This window comes from Pedobacter glucosidilyticus DSM 23534 (assembly GCF_000425145.1).
GTDB classification, from domain to species: domain Bacteria; phylum Bacteroidota; class Bacteroidia; order Sphingobacteriales; family Sphingobacteriaceae; genus Pseudopedobacter; species Pseudopedobacter glucosidilyticus.
Genome location: NZ_AULF01000024.1, coordinates 52,488 through 72,817, shown reverse-complemented (window position 1 = coordinate 72,817; position 20,330 = coordinate 52,488). Strand labels below are relative to the sequence as shown.

The 20,330-nt window shown below is 36.4% G+C and carries 16 protein-coding genes and 2 tRNA genes; 4 read left to right on the top strand and 14 right to left on the bottom strand.

The window, feature by feature from the left end:
* Positions 1-2: 2 nt before the first annotated feature.
* The 14 genes from H510_RS0109700 to H510_RS0109630 all read right to left on the bottom strand — a co-directional run bounded on the left by H510_RS0109700 (position 3) and on the right by H510_RS0109630 (position 14,898).
* The gene (locus tag H510_RS0109700; protein WP_026904146.1) at positions 3-1,223 is read right to left on the bottom strand and encodes a hypothetical protein; all 1,221 of its coding nucleotides are present in this window, start codon (positions 1,221-1,223) and stop codon (positions 3-5) included.
* 16 nt (positions 1,224-1,239) lie between these two features.
* Positions 1,240-1,821 (bottom strand): c-type cytochrome, encoded by a 582-nt coding sequence (locus H510_RS0109695; RefSeq protein ID WP_026904145.1) that lies wholly within the window; start codon positions 1,819-1,821, stop codon positions 1,240-1,242.
* On the bottom strand, positions 1,814-2,350 hold the full coding sequence (locus tag H510_RS0109690) for a DUF3341 domain-containing protein (protein WP_026904144.1): 537 nt from the start codon (positions 2,348-2,350) through the stop codon (positions 1,814-1,816). The genes H510_RS0109695 and H510_RS0109690 overlap by 8 nt, the downstream gene beginning before the upstream one ends.
* A gap of 2 nt (positions 2,351-2,352) precedes the next feature.
* Positions 2,353-3,825, bottom strand: coding sequence for an NrfD/PsrC family molybdoenzyme membrane anchor subunit (gene nrfD / locus H510_RS0109685; RefSeq protein WP_026904143.1), 1,473 nt, complete (start codon positions 3,823-3,825; stop codon positions 2,353-2,355).
* 24 nt (positions 3,826-3,849) lie between these two features.
* The gene (locus H510_RS0109680) at positions 3,850-6,870 is read right to left on the bottom strand and encodes a TAT-variant-translocated molybdopterin oxidoreductase (RefSeq protein ID WP_026904142.1); all 3,021 of its coding nucleotides are present in this window, start codon (positions 6,868-6,870) and stop codon (positions 3,850-3,852) included.
* A 43-nt stretch (positions 6,871-6,913) separates the two neighbouring features.
* Positions 6,914-8,278 carry a c-type cytochrome gene (locus H510_RS0109675; protein WP_026904141.1) on the bottom strand — a complete coding sequence of 455 codons (1,365 nt, stop codon included), beginning with the start codon at positions 8,276-8,278 and terminating at the stop codon, positions 6,914-6,916.
* A gap of 253 nt (positions 8,279-8,531) precedes the next feature.
* Positions 8,532-9,512 carry a deoxyhypusine synthase family protein gene (locus H510_RS0109670; protein ID WP_026904140.1) on the bottom strand — a complete coding sequence of 327 codons (981 nt, stop codon included), beginning with the start codon at positions 9,510-9,512 and terminating at the stop codon, positions 8,532-8,534.
* Positions 9,513-10,078: 566 nt separating this feature from the next.
* Positions 10,079-10,369 (bottom strand): helix-turn-helix domain-containing protein, encoded by a 291-nt coding sequence (locus H510_RS0109660; protein ID WP_026904139.1) that lies wholly within the window; start codon positions 10,367-10,369, stop codon positions 10,079-10,081.
* Positions 10,359-10,712 carry a type II toxin-antitoxin system RelE/ParE family toxin gene (locus H510_RS0109655; protein ID WP_026904138.1) on the bottom strand — a complete coding sequence of 118 codons (354 nt, stop codon included), beginning with the start codon at positions 10,710-10,712 and terminating at the stop codon, positions 10,359-10,361. Before H510_RS0109655 ends, H510_RS0109660 begins: the two co-directional genes overlap by 11 nt.
* 740 nt (positions 10,713-11,452) lie before the next feature.
* Positions 11,453-11,527 (bottom strand) — tRNA-Val (locus tag H510_RS0109650).
* 13 nt (positions 11,528-11,540) lie between these two features.
* A tRNA-Val gene (locus H510_RS0109645) sits at positions 11,541-11,618 on the bottom strand.
* A 59-nt stretch (positions 11,619-11,677) separates the two neighbouring features.
* Positions 11,678-12,403 (bottom strand): DNA repair protein RecO, encoded by a 726-nt coding sequence (gene recO / locus H510_RS0109640; protein WP_026904137.1) that lies wholly within the window; start codon positions 12,401-12,403, stop codon positions 11,678-11,680.
* Position 12,404: 1 nt separating this feature from the next.
* Positions 12,405-14,639 (bottom strand): type IX secretion system anionic LPS delivery protein PorZ, encoded by a 2,235-nt coding sequence (gene porZ, locus H510_RS0109635; RefSeq protein ID WP_026904136.1) that lies wholly within the window; start codon positions 14,637-14,639, stop codon positions 12,405-12,407.
* A 67-nt stretch (positions 14,640-14,706) separates the two neighbouring features.
* Positions 14,707-14,898, bottom strand: coding sequence for a hypothetical protein (locus H510_RS0109630; protein WP_155977916.1), 192 nt, complete (start codon positions 14,896-14,898; stop codon positions 14,707-14,709).
* Positions 14,899-15,016: 118 nt separating this feature from the next.
* Between H510_RS0109630 and ileS the strand changes: the two genes are divergently transcribed.
* Genes ileS through H510_RS0109610 form a run of 4 tightly spaced genes read left to right on the top strand, consistent with a single transcriptional unit; the run spans position 15,017 to position 20,111 of the window.
* A complete protein-coding gene (gene ileS, locus H510_RS0109625; protein ID WP_026904134.1) occupies positions 15,017-18,409 on the top strand; it encodes an isoleucine--tRNA ligase in 3,393 nt (1,130 codons plus the stop codon).
* Between the two features lie 2 nt (positions 18,410-18,411).
* Positions 18,412-18,795, top strand: coding sequence for a TraR/DksA family transcriptional regulator (locus tag H510_RS0109620; protein ID WP_026904133.1), 384 nt, complete (start codon positions 18,412-18,414; stop codon positions 18,793-18,795).
* Positions 18,795-19,397 carry a lipoprotein signal peptidase gene (locus tag H510_RS0109615; RefSeq protein ID WP_026904132.1) on the top strand — a complete coding sequence of 201 codons (603 nt, stop codon included), beginning with the start codon at positions 18,795-18,797 and terminating at the stop codon, positions 19,395-19,397. Before H510_RS0109620 ends, H510_RS0109615 begins: the two co-directional genes overlap by 1 nt.
* A 21-nt stretch (positions 19,398-19,418) precedes the next feature.
* On the top strand, positions 19,419-20,111 hold the full coding sequence (locus tag H510_RS0109610; protein WP_026904131.1) for a DUF2490 domain-containing protein: 693 nt from the start codon (positions 19,419-19,421) through the stop codon (positions 20,109-20,111).
* Positions 20,112-20,330: the final 219 nt, after the last annotated feature.

Below are 20,330 nucleotides of genomic sequence, written 5' to 3'. Positions count from 1 at the left end.
TATTAAATGTGATGATGTACACTTTCCTGTAAGAAAGGGTGATTCTTAGGCGCTAAAGCAGCTTTACTTAGTGCATTTAACATGAAGAAAGTAAATAATCCAACAAATCCTAAAAACGTTCCTACTTCAATAATTCCGAAACCTCTATGCGACTCCACAGTACCAGGCATAATCATCATATAATAATCTAACCAGTGTCCGCAAATGATAACGATACAAACAAACAATAACATATTTGTCTTACGCTTAGCATCTCTAGTCATTAAAATTAATAACGGAGCAACAAAGTTCACAACGATATTAACCCAAAACCATGGTAAATATTCAGGCTCAAATCTTTTATAGAAATACACAGTTTCCTCAGGAATGTTTGCATAGTAAATCAATAAAAACTGTGCAAACCATACATAAGTCCAGAAGATAGAGAAAGCAAAAACAAACTTTCCTAAATCATGTAAGTGATTTTCATTAATCCAACCTAAGTAACCTGATTTTTTTAGTAAAATCACTGTAATGGCTATGGTAGCTAAACCAGTTACCCACATTGCAGCGAAGTTATACCAACCAAACATGGTAGAGAACCAATGAGCCTCTAAAGACATGATTACATCAAATGCCCAAATTGGAGTAGTAAATCCAAAGATTACTAGAAATATGGCAGAATATTTAATACTTTTCTTGTAGCTATTTAAGCCTCCTTCTAAATCCTCATTATTAGATAATTTTGGCAAAAGAACCGCAAAAATGCAATACAAAGCTAAAAAGAACACCAATCTTGTTAAGAAGAAAGGAACATTTAGGTAACCTGCTTTACCAGCAATTAACGCATCGTAATTAGGGGAAGTTGGATCTGTTATACCCTCATGGTTCCAGTGGTGGTAAAGATTGTGGCTAAATAAACCAGCTGCTACAACGACTACTAAAATGATGCTGGCAATAGGTAAAACCTTAGCAAATGCTTGAGGTATTCTTATTAAACCTGCAGACCAACCTGCCTGAGCTACGAATTGTACGGCTATGAAAAATAATCCAGCAGCGCAGATACAGGTAAAGTAATAACTCATTAACAACAGATTAGCAAAAGTGCGCTCTGCGTGTCCAGTTAAGAAACCAAAAGCTATAGCAGCAATACCAATAACGATAGCTATTAAACTGTAAGTTTTGGCTTTTCCAGAGAATTCATACTGCTCTGAAAAATTGTATGTATGATGATGAGCTCCCATTTTATATCTTAATCAATTATTGTATTTTTTGTAATTCACGAACATACATTACGACTTGCCATCTTTCTTCAGGAGAAAGTTGCGAAGCGTAAGATCCCATTAGGTTTATACCATATTGAATGGTATGGTAAATTTTACCATCTGTTAAATCCTTCATGGCACCACCTCTTGATGATACACCTGTTGAATATGATGGAGGCGCAGGATATTTACCTAATTCTACAATAGAACCGTTTCCTTTACCTTGAGGACCATGACAAGGGCCGCACATAGCAACATAAAGTTGTTTTCCCTCTTCTAGATTCTTTTGAGTTACAGGAAGTGGATTTACCACACCAGCACTTGCTGCATCGTAACCTTCTCTTGTTTCTGGATAGTTAAAACGAGCATAACCTACAGGATTGGTACCACTTGGTGGAACTTGTGCTGTTTTACCATCTGCAAAATTTGGGTTCTTCTGATCCGGATTGTAAGCTATTGCGTCATACATATTCGGAGCATACTCTAAACCTGGTTTACTCTTATCTTTGCAAGAGCTCATCACGGTTATAGCGGTAATGGCTAAGAATGCCAAACCTAATATACTGGTCTTATTCATAACTTACATATCTCCTTTCATTGTGCTTAATTTCTACAGCACCAGCATCTTTTAATAGCGCATTTATTCTATCATGATCTGCATTTTCATTAGCATCAACTGCAATGATGAAACGATCATCTGTTGCTCTTAAATCCATCACTCTAGGCGCTCTTCCTGGGAACAAATGTGTTCTGAAAAAGAAAGCTATACCCATACCGTAAGCACAAAATAATACGGTTAACTCAAACATGATAGGAACAAAATCTGGAAAAGCAAAGGCTGGTTTACCACCAACATTCATAGGCCAGTCATGTACCATCATATAATAAATCATAGAGAAAGCTGTAAAAGTTCCAGTAATACCACATATAAATGCTACAATGGGTAACCTACTTCTTTTAACACCTAGCTTGTCTTCTATACCGTGTATAGGCATTGGTGTATAAGCATCATAAATGCTAATATTATTTTCTTTTAGCTTGTCGATCCCATGCATCATGTCATCCGGATCTTCAAAATGTCCTAAAATATACTTGATATTGCTCATTGTTAAATTTTTGCGTAATCTGCCTGATCTACACTATCAAACTTGGTTAAAGACTCTTTGTAATACTCTGCTTCTTCTGGCTTAATAACTCCAGCATCTAATAGTTTCTTCTTGCTTTGTTCAGAAGAAGTTTTCACCAATAATTTTACCTCAGCCATAGCTACTGATGGTAATACTCTGATGAATAATAAGAATAAAGTAAAGAACAAACCGATTGAGCCAACAAAGATGGATATATCTACCCACGTTGGATAAAACATAGCCCAACTTGATGGGATATAATCTCTGTGAAGTGAGGTAACGATAATTACGAAACGCTCAAACCACATACCGATGTTTACAATAATCGATAGTACCCAAGAAATAGGAATACTAGTTCTAATCTTTTTAAACCAGAATAGCTGAGGAGTGATTACGTTACAAGTCATCATACACCAGTAAGCCCACCAGTAAGGACCAGAAATTCTGTTTAAGAAAGCATATTGCTCATACTCAACACCAGAATACCAAGCAATAAATAGCTCTGTTAAGTAAGCTACACCCACAATAGAACCTGTTAATACAATGATTTTATTCATTGATTCTATATGAAACATGGTGATGTAATTCTCTAAACCTAAAACTTTACGAGCAATTAACAATAAGGTTTGTACCATCGCAAAACCTGAGAAAATAGCTCCAGCAACGAAATAAGGCGGGAAAATAGTTGTATGCCATCCTGGAATTACTGAGGTAGCAAAGTCCATAGATACAATGGTGTGTACCGATAATACTAACGGGGTAGAAACACCTGCAAGAATTAAAGACACTGCTTCAAAACGTTGCCAAGTTTTCACTGAACCTGTCCAACCGAAAGAAAGTATAGAATAAATTCTTCTTTTCAATCCTGTTGCTCTATCTCTAATGGTTGCAATATCAGGTAAAAGACCTGTATACCAGAATAAAAGAGATACTGAGAAATAAGTAGAGATTGCAAAAACGTCCCATACTAGTGGCGAGTTGAAATTCACCCATAATGAGCCGAACTGGTTTGGCAAAGGTAAAGGCCAGTATGCTAACCAAGGACGCCCCATGTGAGATACTACATAAGTAGCAGCACATATTACAGCGAAAATTGTCATCGCTTCCGCAGAACGGTTGATTGAATTACGCCAGTTTTGACGGAATAATAAAAGTACTGCTGAAATTAACGTTCCAGCGTGACCAATACCTACCCACCATACGAAACCGGTGATATCCCAAGCCCATCCAACAGTCTTGTTTAGTCCCCAAGTTCCAATCCCGTAATAGAAAGTATAACTTACAGCACCTACCCAAAGTAAAGCGCCTAAAGCTGATACTATAAAGCCTATCCACCAGGCTTTATTTGGTTTATTTTCTACAGGTAAAAGAACCTCATTCGTAATTCTTGCATACGTAATGTCCTTTCCTGTAATTAACGGTTCTCTTAATATTGATTCGTTATGAGATGCCATATCTTAATGCTATTATTTTAAATATTAAGCTTCCTGTAATCCAGTGTTAGTAATTTTTGTCATGTAACCTACTCCAGGCTGAACGTTAAGTTCTTCTAAAACATAATAAGTTCTTTCGTTTTTTAATGCTTTAGATACTTCTGAGTTAGGGTCGTTCGCGTCTCCAAATATAATTGCGTTGGTAGGGCATGTTTGCTGACAAGCAACTTTGATGTCTCCATCTTTAATTTCTCTCTTAGCAATTTTAGCCTCTAGTTTACCAGCTTGGATACGTTGAATACACATAGAACATTTCTCCATAACACCACGGAAACGTGTAGTTACATCAGGGTTTAACACTAACTGTGTAAACTCATTGTTTAGATAGTTATCAAAACGAGAATCATTCCAGTAGTTAAACCAGTTGAAACGACGTACTTTATATGGGCAGTTGTTTGCACAGTAACGCGTTCCTACACAACGGTTATAAGCCATGTGATTTAAACCTTCTGATGAGTGAACAGTTGCTAATACAGGACAAACAGTTTCACAAGGCGCATGCTCACAATGTTGACAAAGCATTGGCTGATGAACAACAGAAACATTTTCCATTGTACCTTCTATAGCTTCAATCTCTTTCTCCTCAGTAACTTTTTTACCTTCCTCGTTGAAAGTGTAGTAGCGGTCAATTCTTAACCAGTGCATCTCACGACGACGACGAACTTCATCTTTACCTACAACTGGAACGTTATTTTCTACGTTACAAGCTACTATACAAGCACCACAACCTGTACAAGCATTTAAATCGATAGCCATTACCCAATTGTGACCTGGCTGATCGTACTTGTTCCATAAATCGTAAGTTTTATGTTTTGCACCATGATTACCACTACCATGAGTAGCGTCATGCTTATACTCCGCAAAGGTTGCTTCTCTAATTACATTTCTACCCTCAAAAGAGTGGTGAGTTTGTGTTTGAGCTAATTCTTCGAAACCACCAGTTTTAGTGATGCTTACAGAATTTACACCTTGTAAAGTACCATTGATATAGCTTAGGAAAGGATAAGCATTTTTACCTACCGCATCTCCTACTTTACCCGCTTTTACTCTACCATAACCTAAAGCTACAGAAACTGTACCTTGAGCTTGTCCTGGTTGGTATAAAACAGGTAAGTCAATCGAATAATCTCCACCTTTAAGCGTAACAATATCAAATTGATTGATACCTAAAGACTCTGCATATTTAGGATTAAGAGCAGCATAATTATCCCAAGTTACTTTAGAAACTGGGTCTGGCAACTCTTGTAATAATGGGTTATTAGCTTGTGCACCACTACCAATTGCAACTGATTCATAAACTTGTAACTCTACATCTTTAGCAATTGCTTTTGATGCTTGTGCAATTGAAGCTGCTGCTGTATTAACATTTCCTGCGAAGGTATATGCACCAGCTGGCTTAGCAGCTAATTGTACAGAACCTGTTTGTAAAACATCATCCCAAGTCTTACCTGAAGCAACTAAAGCTGTTTTAACCCAGTTGTTTTTAACATAAGTATAATACTCTTGAACTGGATTATTAGACCAAACTAATAAGCTCTCTTCCGCTTGACGAGTGTTATATATAGGGTTGATTGTTGGCTGAACTAAAGTATAGTATCCTTCAACAGGGTTTGCATCTCCCCAAGATTCTAAATAATTATGGTTAGTAGCTACTACATTACATACAGCAGCCGTTTCATCTTGTCTATCAGCAAAAGAAACTTTTAAAGCAACTTTGCCTAAAGCATTAACTAAATCTGCTGACTTTGGATAAGTAAATACAGGATTGCTTTCTAAGAAGAAAACAGCACCTACTTTACCTGCATTCATATCTGCAACTAAAGTATTAAAATCTGTATCTATACCTGTGTATTGGTATGATGGATTATCTAAATCTATTGTAGTACCGTAAGCACCTAAGAAAGCGTTGATAGCATTTACAACAGTTTGTGTAGCAATATCATTAGAACCAGAAACTACTAAAGCAGCTCCTTTAGCATTTAATAATTCTTTAGCTGCAAGTTTGATGGCACTAGCAGCACCAGCATTACTTAAAGTTGCACCTTGTACAGCAGCACCAGTTAAAGCAGCATATAAACTTAAAACAGCAGCACCTTCTTCTGAAACTTTAATAGCAATACGTGAATCAGCATTAGTACCTGTAGTACTCATACCAGACTCAAACTGAATGTGTCTAGACATTCTTTTAGCTTCTAGTGATTTGATATCACGGTTGCTAGCATATTGCTTAGAGAATTGTGTTGGAGAAATCCAAGTGCCTAAGAAGTCAGCTCCGAAACTTACAATTACCTGAGCTTTTTCAAAATGATATTGAGGCAAAACAGCTTTTCCGAAACTAGCTTCGTTTGCTTTAATGATACCTGTGTAAGAAACTGGATCAACAGTTACGTGTTTTGTAGCAGGATATTGTGTGATAAAATCTGCAATAACCGCTTTAGCAGAAGGACTATTAACCGTTGAGCTTATAATAGCGATTGCTTTTCCTGAAGCTTGAACTTTATTTAACTCTCCTTTTACGAAACTATCTACATCAGCCCAAGAAGCTTCTGAACCAGATAGTAAAGGACCTTTTAGTTTAGAAACATCATAAAGATCTAAAACAGAAGCTTGCGCTTGTGCATCTAAACCTCCGCCATTGATAGGGCAAGAAGGATTAGGCTCTATTTTAATAGGACGACCTTCACGAGTTTTAACCAATATACCAGCACCTTTATAACTTGATGCGTAATAATTAGGTATACCAGGAGTTACATCTTCTGGTTTAATCAGGTAAGGAACTGCTTTACGAACCGGAGCTTCGCTACATGCTGCTAAAGTAACAGCACCTAAACCAAAGCCCATTGCTTTTAAGAAATCCCTACGCGGAGTAGCTGCTGCTAATCCGGTACCTTCTAATACTTCTTCTATAGGAAGCGGTTCAGAAAACTCGTTTTTATTGTTTTCTACGAATTCTGGAGTTTTTTGCAGCTCCTCTAAACCTTTCCAATATTTCTTTGTGCTTTCCATTTAAGCTATATAAGACTGTATTGTTTATGCTAATTATTTAATATTAATAGTGACATTTACCGCACTCTAATCCACCTAACACTGCTGCAGTAACTTTCTCACCTTTTTTAATCTGGTCATGAGCAGCAATTACTTTATCATAGTAAGCGTTGCCTTCATGTTTAACCTCAGTTTCTCTATGGCAGTTAATACACCATTTCATGGTTAAAGGAGAATACTGATAAACTTCTTCCATTGTCTCTATAGGACCATGACATTTTTGGCAATCAATACCAGCCACTTTTACGTGTTGAGAGTGGTTGAAGTAAGCTAAATCTGGAAGGTTATGAATTCTAACCCACTCGATAGGACGAGGATTATCTCCATAAGCCTGTGTCTCTGGATTGTAATCTAAAGCAGTATAGATTTTCTTAATTTCTGGTGAAATTTCTCCATCATACTTTTCAGTAGCTTGTACATATTTGTGGCAATTCATACAAACGTTAAGAGATGGGATGGTAGCATTTTTAGACTTCCAAGCACCAGAGTGACAGTACTGGCAATCAATTTGATTGGTACCAGCATGCAACTGGTGAGAGAATTTAATTGGCTGTACGGGTTGGTAACCTGTATGAACACCTGTGTTCCACATTTCTACCGTACCAAAAGAAGCTAATAAAACTACTAAGCCTAAAACCACAAAGAAAACCAGTTTCTTGTTTTTAGCCATTCTCTTTAAACCAGCAAACTTGTCTTTTGCTTCTTCTTCAACCTCATCTTCTTCTGCTAAAATAGCTTCGCCTTTGTTTAATAAAAGACGTTCTAAAGTTGCAATAACGCGGTTAAGTACTAAAATTACTAAGAAGGCAATTAAGATTACGGCTATAAGACCAATGATCATAAAATTGCTTACACCAGTATCAGCACTTCCTTCTCCACCACCAGCAGTACCACCTGTAGCAGTAGCTTCTGGCTTTTTATCTCCCTCAACTTGTATATAAGCTAAGATGTTCCTAACGTCATCGTCAGAGAACTGAGGAAAAGGTGTCATGGCTGCTTTGTTGTACTCTTCGTAAATCTTAACAGCTCTTTCATCGCCCGAAGCCACCATGGCCGGAGCGTTCTTAATCCACTTAATCAAGTATGCTTCATCGTTGTACTTTTGGTTTATACCTGCCAAAGCCGGACCAAGCACACGCTTATTGATGGCGTGACAAGAAGTACAATTAGCTTTGTAAAGGGCTTCACCAGCTACAGGGTCTCCATTTACCGCACTACCACCTGCTGCAGGCGCTGCCGCACCAGCCGCTTGAGTAGAATCCGCAGGAGCTCCTTGCCCAGACACCATACCCGAAGTACCTAAAGTGATAGCCGTAACTATCATAAGGGATCTTACCAATCTTCTAAAATCAGATGAGAAGTTTCTCATATTGAGTTTGTTATACTAAAATTTAAATGTTTCCTGATTGAAAATGCGAGTAAACTGCGTGTTTCACCTCATTTTCGAATCACAAAAGTAAAATTAAAAACCTTTTGGCTGACAATTTGATGACTGATTTTAATAATTTAAAATCATTCTAAACAAGATTAAAAATTGCGCTAGATAATATGAAAAACGCATTTTTTATTTTAGGTTGACTAGCATCACATTTTTTCATCCTAAAAATTCTTGTATATCTAATTTATTGTTTTAAAAGCCATGCAAAGATCAATGGTGCAACTATAGTTGCATCAGATTCTACAATGAATTTAGGGGTATCAATATCTAATTTACCCCAAGTAATTTTTTCGTTTGGGACAGCACCAGAATAAGAACCATAAGAAGTTGTAGAATCTGATATCTGACAGAAATAACTCCAGAAAGGAATATTTTCCATTTCCATATCCTGATAGAGCATAGGCACTACGCAAATAGGAAAATCACCAGCTATACCACCACCAATTTGGAAGAAGCCTATACCTTTACCGTCTGAGTTTTTCACGTACCAATCTGCCAACCAAGCCATATACTCGATACCGCTTTTCATGGTTGTTGCTTTCATTTCTCCCTTAATCACATAAGAAGCGAAGATATTGCCCATGGTAGAGTCTTCCCATCCTGGCACAACGATAGGTAAATTCTTCTCGGCCGCAGCCAACATCCAAGAGTTTTTCGGATCTATCTCATAATACTGCTCTAAATCTCCGCTCAATAACATTCTATACATAAATTCGTGAGGAAAATAACGCTCTCCAGCATCATCAGCATCCTTCCAAATTTTATGTATATGCTTTTGCAATCTTCTAAAAGCTTCTTCCTCAGGGATACAAGTATCTGTAACACGATTGTAGTGGTTTTCTAGTAAGTCCCACTCGTCTTGCGGACTTAAGTCACGGTAATGAGGAACTCTTTTGTAGTGAGAGTGTGCCACCAGATTCATGATATCTTCTTCCAAGTTTGCTCCTGTACAAGAAATGATAGAAACTTTATCTTGACGTATCATCTCTGCTAATGAAATTCCTAGCTCTGCAGTACTCATGGCACCGGCCAGCGTAATCATCATCTTGCCTCCTTCGTCTAGGTGGGTTTCGTAACCTTTTGCAGCATCCATCAACGCTGCGGCGTTAAAATGAAGGTAATTTTTTTCTATAAACTGTGAAATAGGTCCTCTTTGTACGCTCATGATATTAAAATTTTGTGCAAAAGTACAATTTTGATTCAGAATTAAGCCGTGTATACAAATGATTAATCACAGAACTAAATCTTCGTGGATTAATAATCAGGTATGTACAGATAACACAAAATATGTAAGATAACCATGATAAATAAAAAGCTTTAGTAAATATGTTGGATGGTACGCGGGACGACCGTTATCTGTAAAATCCATAGCAAATCCATAATCAGACATCTTTATCCTGTTTACAAACAAGTCTATCAAACGCACTTCATGATCCCTTCAGATGGCTTGCTCTAAGCAAAAAAACTCGGTTTGGTTTCTATCTATTCCTGTGATGAATTTCATATTACAAGATACCCAAAAACAGCATAGAAAAAGTACTTTAATTATGAAGAGCCTGTGGAAAAGTTAGTGAAGGTTTTTGACAGTTTGACGTTTGGCAAGTTTGTACAGAAATGGCATTAAAGCAGTACCAATTTCAGCTTGCATAAACTTAATTAATTGCGATGAAATAACGTAAAGCAGTTCTGCCATTATAATACAAATTTGTGGTTAGCACCAGTATTTTTTTTCTAGAGTTCTATTGATATGTGGACTTTTCCGCCCAGGCCTTTTTCAACAATGTCAAACAGCGTTTTTAGGGTCAGATTGCTTCCATTATTTTCAATTCTAGAAATATATTCACGTTTTCTGTCTACTAGTTCAGCCAGTTCGGATTGAGTCAAATGTTTGTCTTCCCTTGCTTTACGCAAAAGCAAACCAATTTTGAAACTTTCAAAATCTCTTTCTAATTCGTCTCTTCGGTCGGTTCCCTTAATTCCGTAAACGTCGTTCTTGATTTCTTTCCAGCTTTTAGTTTCCATTTCTTCTTCCTTTTTGGTCGTGATATTCAGTCATTAATTTAAGAGCTTTTTCAATTTCATTCTTCGGAGTCTTCTGCGTTTTCTTCTGAAAGCCGTTCAACAAAATAACAAGCTTGTCATTGTCGAAAAAACAGAACACACGCCAAATATTAGAACCTAATTGAATTCTTGCTTCATAAAGTCCATTAGTTCCTACCAAAAATTTAAGATAGTTTGAAGGAACTCTTTCCAGAGTTTCAATAGCTTCGATTATCTTGAAAATTTTGTCTTGAACATTTTGAGGTTGAGATTTCAAGAAACTTTCAAAGTAATCTTTATAAGCTATAACTTCCCTGACTTTCATTAATCAAAGGTAACTTATAAGTTACTAAAAAACAAAATAAATTTTCAAGCTCTGTCGAGCGATTTTGTCGGTAAGTATCAGTGGTAAAGTTTTGGGTATTAACCACGGTTACGCAAGCGGAAGTATGCTTTCCAAAAAGTTAACTATTCTACTTTTAAACCGTACTGTTTTTGGGGAAGCTTACAACACACGTATAGCCCACCTATACCCCACCTTTTACCCGCGTTTTATCCACCTCTCCTTTGCTGCTTCTCCCAGACTTCTTCGTAACACCTTCGGAAAAACAGGGCCATTTCCCGAACAAGTCTCGAACATGGTACGGAGGAAGGCGGAAAGCTAAGGCAAAAGGCGGAATGCGAAAGGCTTTGAATCATCATATAGAGATTATTTTTTACGCTTGATCCTATTTTTTCTTCTTTTATTTCACTCATCCTTGATACTAGAAAATTGAATGGTTTTAACCACAGAGAACACAATGTTCACAGAGGGCTTTTATAAGTCTACACCCAGCTTTGTGCCCTCTGCGTAATCCGTGATTGATTCAAAATTTTGAATTCAAAAGGGAAAATTAAAAATTAAAAAACAGGAAAGTCATCACCCAGAACTGGAAACTGATTTCAAATTCAAAAGGGAAAATTAAAAATTAAAAAACAGGAAAGTCATCACCCAGAACTGGAAACTAAAAACCGACAACCGATAACTAAAACCAAAAAAGCCCAATTTTCATCGGGCTTTTTCTGTGGGAGATACTGGGTTCGAACCAGTGACCCCCTGCTTGTAAGGCAGGTGCTCTGAACCAGCTGAGCTAATCTCCCATCTTGGATTTGTTGGTGGAGGATACTGGGTTCGAACCAGTGACCCCCTGCTTGTAAGGCAGGTGCTCTGAACCAGCTGAGCTAATCCTCCAAATCTTTTGGGACTGCAAAAGTAAACTCTTATTCGAGAAAAGCAAAATAAATTTGAAATTATCCTAAAACTTCTTCTAAAATGGTATGAGATTTTACTTGCCCAAAGTCATCTATATGTAAACTATAATAGTCAATAAGTTTCTCTATCAAAAACTTACGACTTTGATGTGCTATTTTAAGTTGCTGATAGTTTTCTAAAGAACATCTTAATAATAAAATGAAATTTTGTAAATCATCATTGGTGATGTACAATAAGTGATTAGGCTGTTGCTTGCTAAAAATACCATTTTTTAAATCGAAATAATTGCTTGTATCGGCGTAACTGGTATCAGGGTAAAACCCTAAAAACCTAGTTAATTTCACTAAAAAGACGAGATGAAAATTGGCTATTGGTTCTTCTGCAGCATCTAATAACTCAATAGACTTAAAAATAAACTCAAAAAGTACTTCATCATCTGTTTGCTGTCTTAAGGATTTATATAAAATCTCATTGATAAAAATAGCAATAGAACTTTTCACTATATCATAAGGGATATGCTGTAGCATAGGCATATTCCTGATGTCTGAAATTTTCTGAATACCACCATTTGGTTTATGGTAAACCACCATATCCAACAGGTGTAATGGCTGCAACATATTCATCTTCACCTTAGACTTAGCTTTTTTTACCCCATTAATCATGTAAGATTGCAAGCCAAACTTCTCTGTAAAAATTCTGGCTACTACACTACTCTCAGAGTAATCTGTAACTTTTAAAACAATACCTCTGGTCTTATGAATCATGTTATCTTACGATCATCAATTTAGAAATAGCGGTATCTGTACCATTTTCTGCAACTATTAAAATCAGATATACGCCCGAAGAGGCGGCATCCCCATTAAATGTACGTCCGTCCCAAGTTGCTAAGCCTCCTTTTGCTACGGTTTGGTAAACCAAGTTACCGCTGATGTCTGTTATTTTAACCCTAGCTTGCTCTGTTAATCCTTTTATAGCGATTAAACCTGTATATCCCGGTCTTACCGGATTTGGATAAACCGTAATTTCAGAAAGCTTTGCAGATGCTGCTGTAGCATCGCCACGATAAGACATTAAACCACCTTCGGTAGCAAAAAACACTTCTCCACTTTCGGCTTCTACCTCAATATCTACAATACGGTTGCTGATTAAAGGGCTATTGCTGGTATTAAAATTTAAAATTTGTTTACGCAAATCCTCATCAAAAAGCCAAACGCCATTATTTGTACCTATCCATTTGCGGTTTGCGCCATCTATAGCTATACAATTTATCCGCTCCTGACTTAATACTGGTCTTATAAAGCCATTTTCCGTAATTGTTGGAATTTCTATCTCTACATTACTAAAGGCATCTTCTGGATTCTCAATTACAGCTATTCCCTTATCTGTACCTATCCATAAGGCACTTTTTATATCCTTTTTAATACTTAAAATATCGGTTCCGGATAATAAATTGGTTCCAAAACCTATAACTCTAGCTTGCGAACCATTAAAAACTAACAAACCTCTGTTTCTAATCATGAGCCATTTCTGAGATGCATCATCTACCAGTAAACCTTTAGCCTCTATAAAAGTACCCGGTAGCGCATCCTGAAAAGAGAAAGCCTGCCATGTGCCATCCATTTTTAACACAGATAAAGGACTGGTAACACCAAACTGGCTTATCCAGATATGACCTGTTTGGTCTTCTGCTATACCGGAAACTCTTATCGTAGCAGCATCACCAACGGTAGTTTGTAAACTGCTATTCGTATTGTTAAACAGGTTAAAGCTATCTCCATCTTTTATTAATAAGCCATTAACAAAAGAGCCTAAGTAAGTTTTTGCTGCTGATTGATGTATAACTGTAAGATCTCTAATAGGTGTTAATACCGAGTTTGATTGCTCGTTATAATTCTTCCATTCACCATTTTTAAACTCGGTAAAACCTAAATTTTGAAATAAAGGTGAGTAGGTATCGCTAAAACCGCCGGGTGCTATAACCAACTTTTTGTTTAGAGATGATAAATCTTTAACAATTTTGGTTTGAGGACCTGATGGTGTATAATTTATAAAGCTAGCATCAGGTTTAAAACCTACTAAGCCAATTTTATCATCAGCTATTAAAACTTCTTGACCTATTAAGGTAACATCATTTACGTTGTTAAAAACATTGGTATTCTGGATGTTTCTAAGCTCGTTAAACTCATTATCGTAAACAATAACCCTAAATAGTGCTATGGTAATGAACCTGTTATCAGCTACTTTTAAGCGTTTAACATCAACACCAAAAATGGAAGATAATTTCCATTGGTTATTCTCAAAAATATAAATCTGGTTGTTAAATAAGCCGTAAAGTTTCCCATTAAAATCTATTACAGACCTACAAACTCCACCTGGATAGAGCTGATTTGAAGCATGTTTACGCCACCTGCTAAAATCTATTAATAAATCATTGAGATTGGCTTCGTAAATACCGGCAGAGCTTGCTGCAAATATTTTATCTTCTAAAATAACGGTTTCAAAAACTTCTAGAGGTACACCATTTTCGGTAAAAAAATAAGTATCTGTAACTTCTTTTTTATCGAGGTTATAAACTACTATACCAAAGGCGGTGCTCAAAAAAGCCATTTCTTGCTTAAAAAATACAGCATTAATGGTTTTTCTACCTAAATTATTACGGTTAAAAATCTCTGGCAGGTTATAAAGTTTACCCTTATCTAAAACATCTATATTTGCGTTTTGGTAAACGATGAAGAGTTGCTTGGTATTTGTATTCCATTTTACAAGTTTGATATCACTACTTGCAAAACCATCTAAAACAGAAAATTTTTGTACTTCTTTCGTATTTCTATCTACAGTAAACAGCCCTCCGCTAGTGGCACAAAAAGCCTCTTCCTCATTTATATCAGTACTAGAAGCATTAAAAAAGGGCAGATAAACTTGCCACTGGCCTATGCCAACTTGCTGACCAAATACTACTTTGCTAGCCAGTAGCCATATAAGAAGGAGCTTTATTTTCATTTACAGCCCCAAATTAAGGCTTATCACTTAAAGCACAAAAATATAGGGCCTTTATTATAGCCTAAATTTAATGTATAGGCTTTTTCTCGCCATATCTTTTAAACATAAATACGATGTATAAAACTGTTGCTATGGCTAAACTCATTAAACCAAAACCTAAAATATACTTACCAAAATCTGGATTAAATAAGTATAATAAAATACTGGCAGCTACTATAATTGCCGAGTATCTTAATGCGTAAACTGATCTTCTTAACATAAGCTTTTTTAGTAATGGTAATACAATTTTCAAACCAGTTTTTGTTTTTCTCTTTCTATTACTATTTAAACATCTAAATGCCTAAATTTGCAACCTTAATTTTGGAGACAAAGCGCTGATGTACAAAGAATATAAGCAACTTAACTTATCACAAATAGGCAAAGAAGTATTAGAAAGCTGGAAAAGCAATCATATTTTCGAAAAGAGTATCAACAATCGTCCGGCTTCTAAACCATACACCTTTTATGAGGGGCCGCCGTCTGCTAACGGAATGCCAGGTATTCATCATGTTATGGCTAGGTCTATTAAAGATATTTTTTGCCGTTATAAAACTTTAAAAGGTTTTCAGGTTAAAAGAAAAGGCGGTTGGGATACACATGGTTTACCTATTGAGCTAGCGGTTGAAAAATCTTTAGGTATCACCAAAGAAGATATCGGTAAAAAAATTAGTGTAGAGGAATATAACGATGCCTGCCGTAAAGAGGTAATGAAATATACCGATGTATGGAATGACCTTACTGAGAAAATGGGTTATTGGGTAGATTTAGAAAACCCATACATCACTTACGAAAATGAATATATTGAAAGCCTTTGGTGGATTTTAAAGCAATTACATAGCAAAGGTTTCTTATACAAAGGTTATACCGTACAGCCTTACTCGCCTGCTGCCGGTACAGGTCTAAGCTCGCATGAGTTAAACCAACCTGGCACTTATCGTGATGTTAAGGATACTTCTATTGTTGCGCAGTTTAGGTTAAAGAAAGATCAAGTTCATCCGCTGATTTCAAGACTTTTTGAAACCGAGGAAGAAGATACCTCCATTATTGCTTGGACAACCACGCCTTGGACTTTACCCTCCAACTGTGCTTTGGCTGTTGGCGAGAAAATCACCTACGTAAAAATCAAGACCTTTAACCAATATACGCACCTTCCGGTAAGTGTTGTTTTGGCTAAAGATTTAATAGCTAAACACTTTAAAGTAGAAGCTCAGAATTTATCTTTTCAGGACTATAAAGCTGGCGACAAACTCATCCCTTGGGAAATTGCTGCCGAGTTTACAGGTAAAGAGCTTTTAGGCTTACGCTATTTCCAATTGCTTCCTTATGTAAGTAACGAGGATTTAGAAGCCAAAGCTTTCCGTGTGATAGCTGGTGATTTTGTGACGACAGAAGATGGTACGGGTATCGTTCATATTGCATCAGTTTATGGTGCTGATGACTTTAGAGTTGCCAAAGAAAATGGTGTACCATCTGTTATGGTTACCGATGAAAAAGGAAACGAATTCCCATTGGTAAACAAACAAGGTAAGTTTGTGGATGAGGTAACAGATTTTGCTGGCAAATATGTAAAAGAAGAGTATTATAGTGATGAAGAACGTAAAGCGGCCGATTTTAAGCCAACTGATGTTTTAATTGCCATAAAACTTAAAGAAGAAAACAAAGCTTTTGATGTTAAAAAGTACGAGCACAGCTACCCACATTGCTGGCGAACAGACAAACCTGTACTTTATTACCCTTTAGATAGCTGGTTTATTAAAACCACAGCCGTTAAAGAAAAACTTGTTGCCCTTAATAAAACCATTAATTGGAAACCAGAAAGCACCGGAACCGGAAGGTTTGGTAATTGGCTTGAGAATTTAGTGGATTGGAATTTATCTCGTTCTAGATATTGGGGAACACCTCTACCAATTTGGAGAACAGAAGACGGTACTGAAGAAATTTGTATTGGTGCTGTTGCCGAGCTAAACGCAGAAATAGCAAAAGCTATAAAAGCTGGTTTTATGCCAGAAGGTTTTACTTTACAAGACATGCATCGTCCTTTTGTTGATGATGTAATTCTAGTTTCTTCAACGGGTAAAAAAATGTTCCGCGAGCCAGATTTAATAGATGTTTGGTTTGATTCTGGAGCCATGCCTTATGCACAATGGCATTATCCTTTTGAAAATAAAGAAGAATTTGAGAAAGCCTACCCAGCAGATTTTATTGCTGAAGGTGTAGACCAAACCCGTGGATGGTTTTTTACTTTACACACTATTGCAACTTTATTAAGCGAAACCAGCGATGATATAAGAGCCGTAAATATTAAAAATGCTAACCAAGGCATTGCATTTAAAAATGTAATTTCTAATGGTTTGGTATTAGATAAAAACGGCAATAAAATGTCTAAAAGGTTAGGAAATGCAGTAGATCCTTTTAGCACCATAGACACCTATGGCGCTGATGCTACACGTTGGTACATGATTAGCAACGCATCGCCTTGGGATAACTTAAAATTCAATTTAGATGGTTTAGATGAGGTTCGTAGGAAATTCTTCGGTACTCTTTATAATACTTATGCGTTTTTTGCCCTTTATGCCAATATAGATGGTTTTAAATACGCAGAAGAAGAAGTTGCTAACCGCCCAGAGATAGACCGTTGGATTATATCTTTATTAAATACTTTAACCAAAGAAGTAGACGAGTTTTATGAAGATTTTGAGCCTACAAAAGCGGCTAGAGCCATACAAAACTTTGTTGATGAGCATTTAAGTAACTGGTTTGTACGTTTAAGTCGTCGCCGTTTCTGGAAAGGAGATTATACTGAAGATAAAATATCGGCTTACCAAACTTTATACACTTGTTTAGTGGGTGTTGCCAAATTAATGTCTCCTATAGCACCTTTCTTCTCAGATAGGTTGTTTAACGATTTAAATAGCATCACACAGAAGGAGGATGTAGCATCTGTACATTTAACAGATTTCCCAGTTTATCAAGCAAACTTGGTTGATAAAGACTTAGAAGAAAGGATGCAACTAGCACAAGATATATCTTCCATGATATTATCATTGCGTAAAAAAGTAGGCATTAATGTAAGACAGCCACTGAGTAAAATATTGTTACCAGTACTAGATCAAGGTTTCCAGCAAAAAGTAGAAAAAGTAAGAGAACTCATTCTTTCTGAGACCAATATCAAAGAAATAGAGTTTATTACAGATACAGCGGGTATCATTAAAAAGAAAATAAAACCAAACTTTAAAGCACTTGGGCCAAAAGTTGGTAAGAGCATGAAAGCTGTAGGAAATTTTTTAACGGCTTTAAATGATGAGCAAATCCAAACTTTGGAGACCAATAGAAATATAACCTTTGAAGTAGAAGAACAAACATTCAGCATTGCTGTTGAGGATGTAGAGATTATTGCGGAGGACGTACCGGGCTGGCAAGTTACCAATTTAGGGCGTTTAACTGTTGCTTTAGATGTTACCATCAGCCAAAACCTAAAAGAAGAAGGTATTGCCAGAGAGGTAATTAACAGAATACAAAATTTAAGAAAAGACAAAGGTTTTGAAGTTACGGATAAGATAAGTGTTGTGCTGCAAAGGCTTCCAGTTATTGCGGATGCGGTTAGTAGCAATTTATCCTATATTTGCGAAGAAACACTGGCAGAATCTTTGATATTAAGCGATGAATTAACCGGTGGAGACACCATAGAAATAGAAGACACTCAAATTTTTATCTCACTAAAAAAGAACTAAACATGGAGACTAATAATAAAACCCGCTACTCTGATGCCGAGCTACAAGAGTTTAAAGAACTGATAACAGCAAAATTAAATAGCGCAAAAGAAGAGTTAGCTATGCTTGCGGGCTCTTTAAGTAACCCAAATGTTAATGGTACAGATGATACTGCTGGTACTTATAAAACCTTAGAAGACGGCTCTGCAACTTTAGAGAAAGAGCAAATTAACCAGCTTGCTGCCCGTCAGAAAAAGTTTATTGAAAACCTAGAGGCTGCATTGGTAAGAATAGAAAATAAAACTTACGGTATTTGCAGAGAAACAGGGAAATTGATACAAAAAGAGCGCTTGAAGGCTGTACCGCATGCTACTTTAAGTATGGAAGCTAAATTAAAACAGAATTAATGAAAGGTTATACCAAGCCTGTATTTTTAATTGTACTGGTACTTCTTGCTGATCAGATTTTGAAAACCTGGATTAAAACCAATATGTATATTGGTCAGGAATTCCAGATTATTCAAGACTTTTTTATTATCCATTTCACAGAAAATAACGGAATGGCCTTTGGAATGGAGTTTGGCGGAGAACTAGGGAAATTGGCGCTGTCTTTATTTAGAATTGTAGCTGTTATAGGGATAGGCTACGGCTTACACCATCTTATTAAGCATAAATATCATAGAGGTTTAATTCTTAATGTATCTCTTATTTTTGCTGGTGCCTTAGGAAACATCATAGATTCTGTTTTTTATGGTCTAATTTATGGCTATGAAAAACTTTTTCATGGCCGTGTGGTTGATATGTTTTACTTCCCTATTTTTACAGGGGTTTTCCCAGAATGGTTACCTGTTTGGGGTGGCGAGGATTTTATCTTCTTTAGACCAGTATTCAACATCGCTGATGCTGCTATATCCGTAGGTGTTATTTTGATTTTAATTTATCAGAAAGTTTACTTTAAAGAAGAAATTAAAGAAGAGCCAAGTACCAATAGTGAAGTAATTGAAGATTAAGAAAATTCATTAATTACATTCATGAAGAAAAAAATTCTACTTTTTTTAGCAGGTATTACATTAGCCTTAACAGCAACAGCGCAAACGGTTAATCAACAATCTGGCTGGGCGGCTTGGTTCCATAGTCAGAAATTTTCTAAAAAAACGGGGCTACATTTTGATTTTCAAGTACGCTCTGCAGATGATTTGGAATATGTAAGAAACATCCTGATAAGACCTGGCTTTACTTGTTTTATTAATGATAAGCTAAATGCAACGGTTGGTTACGCTTTAATTATTACCGATGAACCTAACAGAGAAGCCCTTACAGAAAGTCGTATATGGGAGCAATTTATAGTCACCTACAAATTGGGTAAAATCCCCTTAACCCATCGTTTTAGGTTAGAACAAAGGTTTATTAACCAAGCTAATGGCGATGATGCTTTTTCGCAAAGGTTACGCTATTTTTTCAGGAGTGTTATCCCATTACAAAAACAAAATACGCCAGCTTTTAGTAAAGGTGCTTTCGTAGCTTTACAAAACGAAGTTTTCTTAAGTATTCAAAACCAACCCAATGGTTATTTATTTGACCAAAATAGGCTTTACTTGGCAGCAGGCTATAGGTTAAACCCGAAAATGGATTTAGAAGCAGGTTATCTCAATCAATCTATTAAAGGTGCTGCTGTAAATACCAATAACCATATTTTTCAATTAGCCTTGTATACTAGATTTTAATATTTAACAATATCCTATAGAATAGGCTATCTCAAAATCGCATTTGTCACATTGAGCGGACCTTTGTTGTCATCCTGAGCGAAGTCGAAGGATAATAAAAGGCTTCGACTCCGCTCAGCCTGACACAAAATTGTAGCTTGAGACAGGCTTTTCTGTTTTACACTGATATTAAAAACTTCATCAACACCTAAAACTGCTTTTGATTTTAGGTGTTGATAT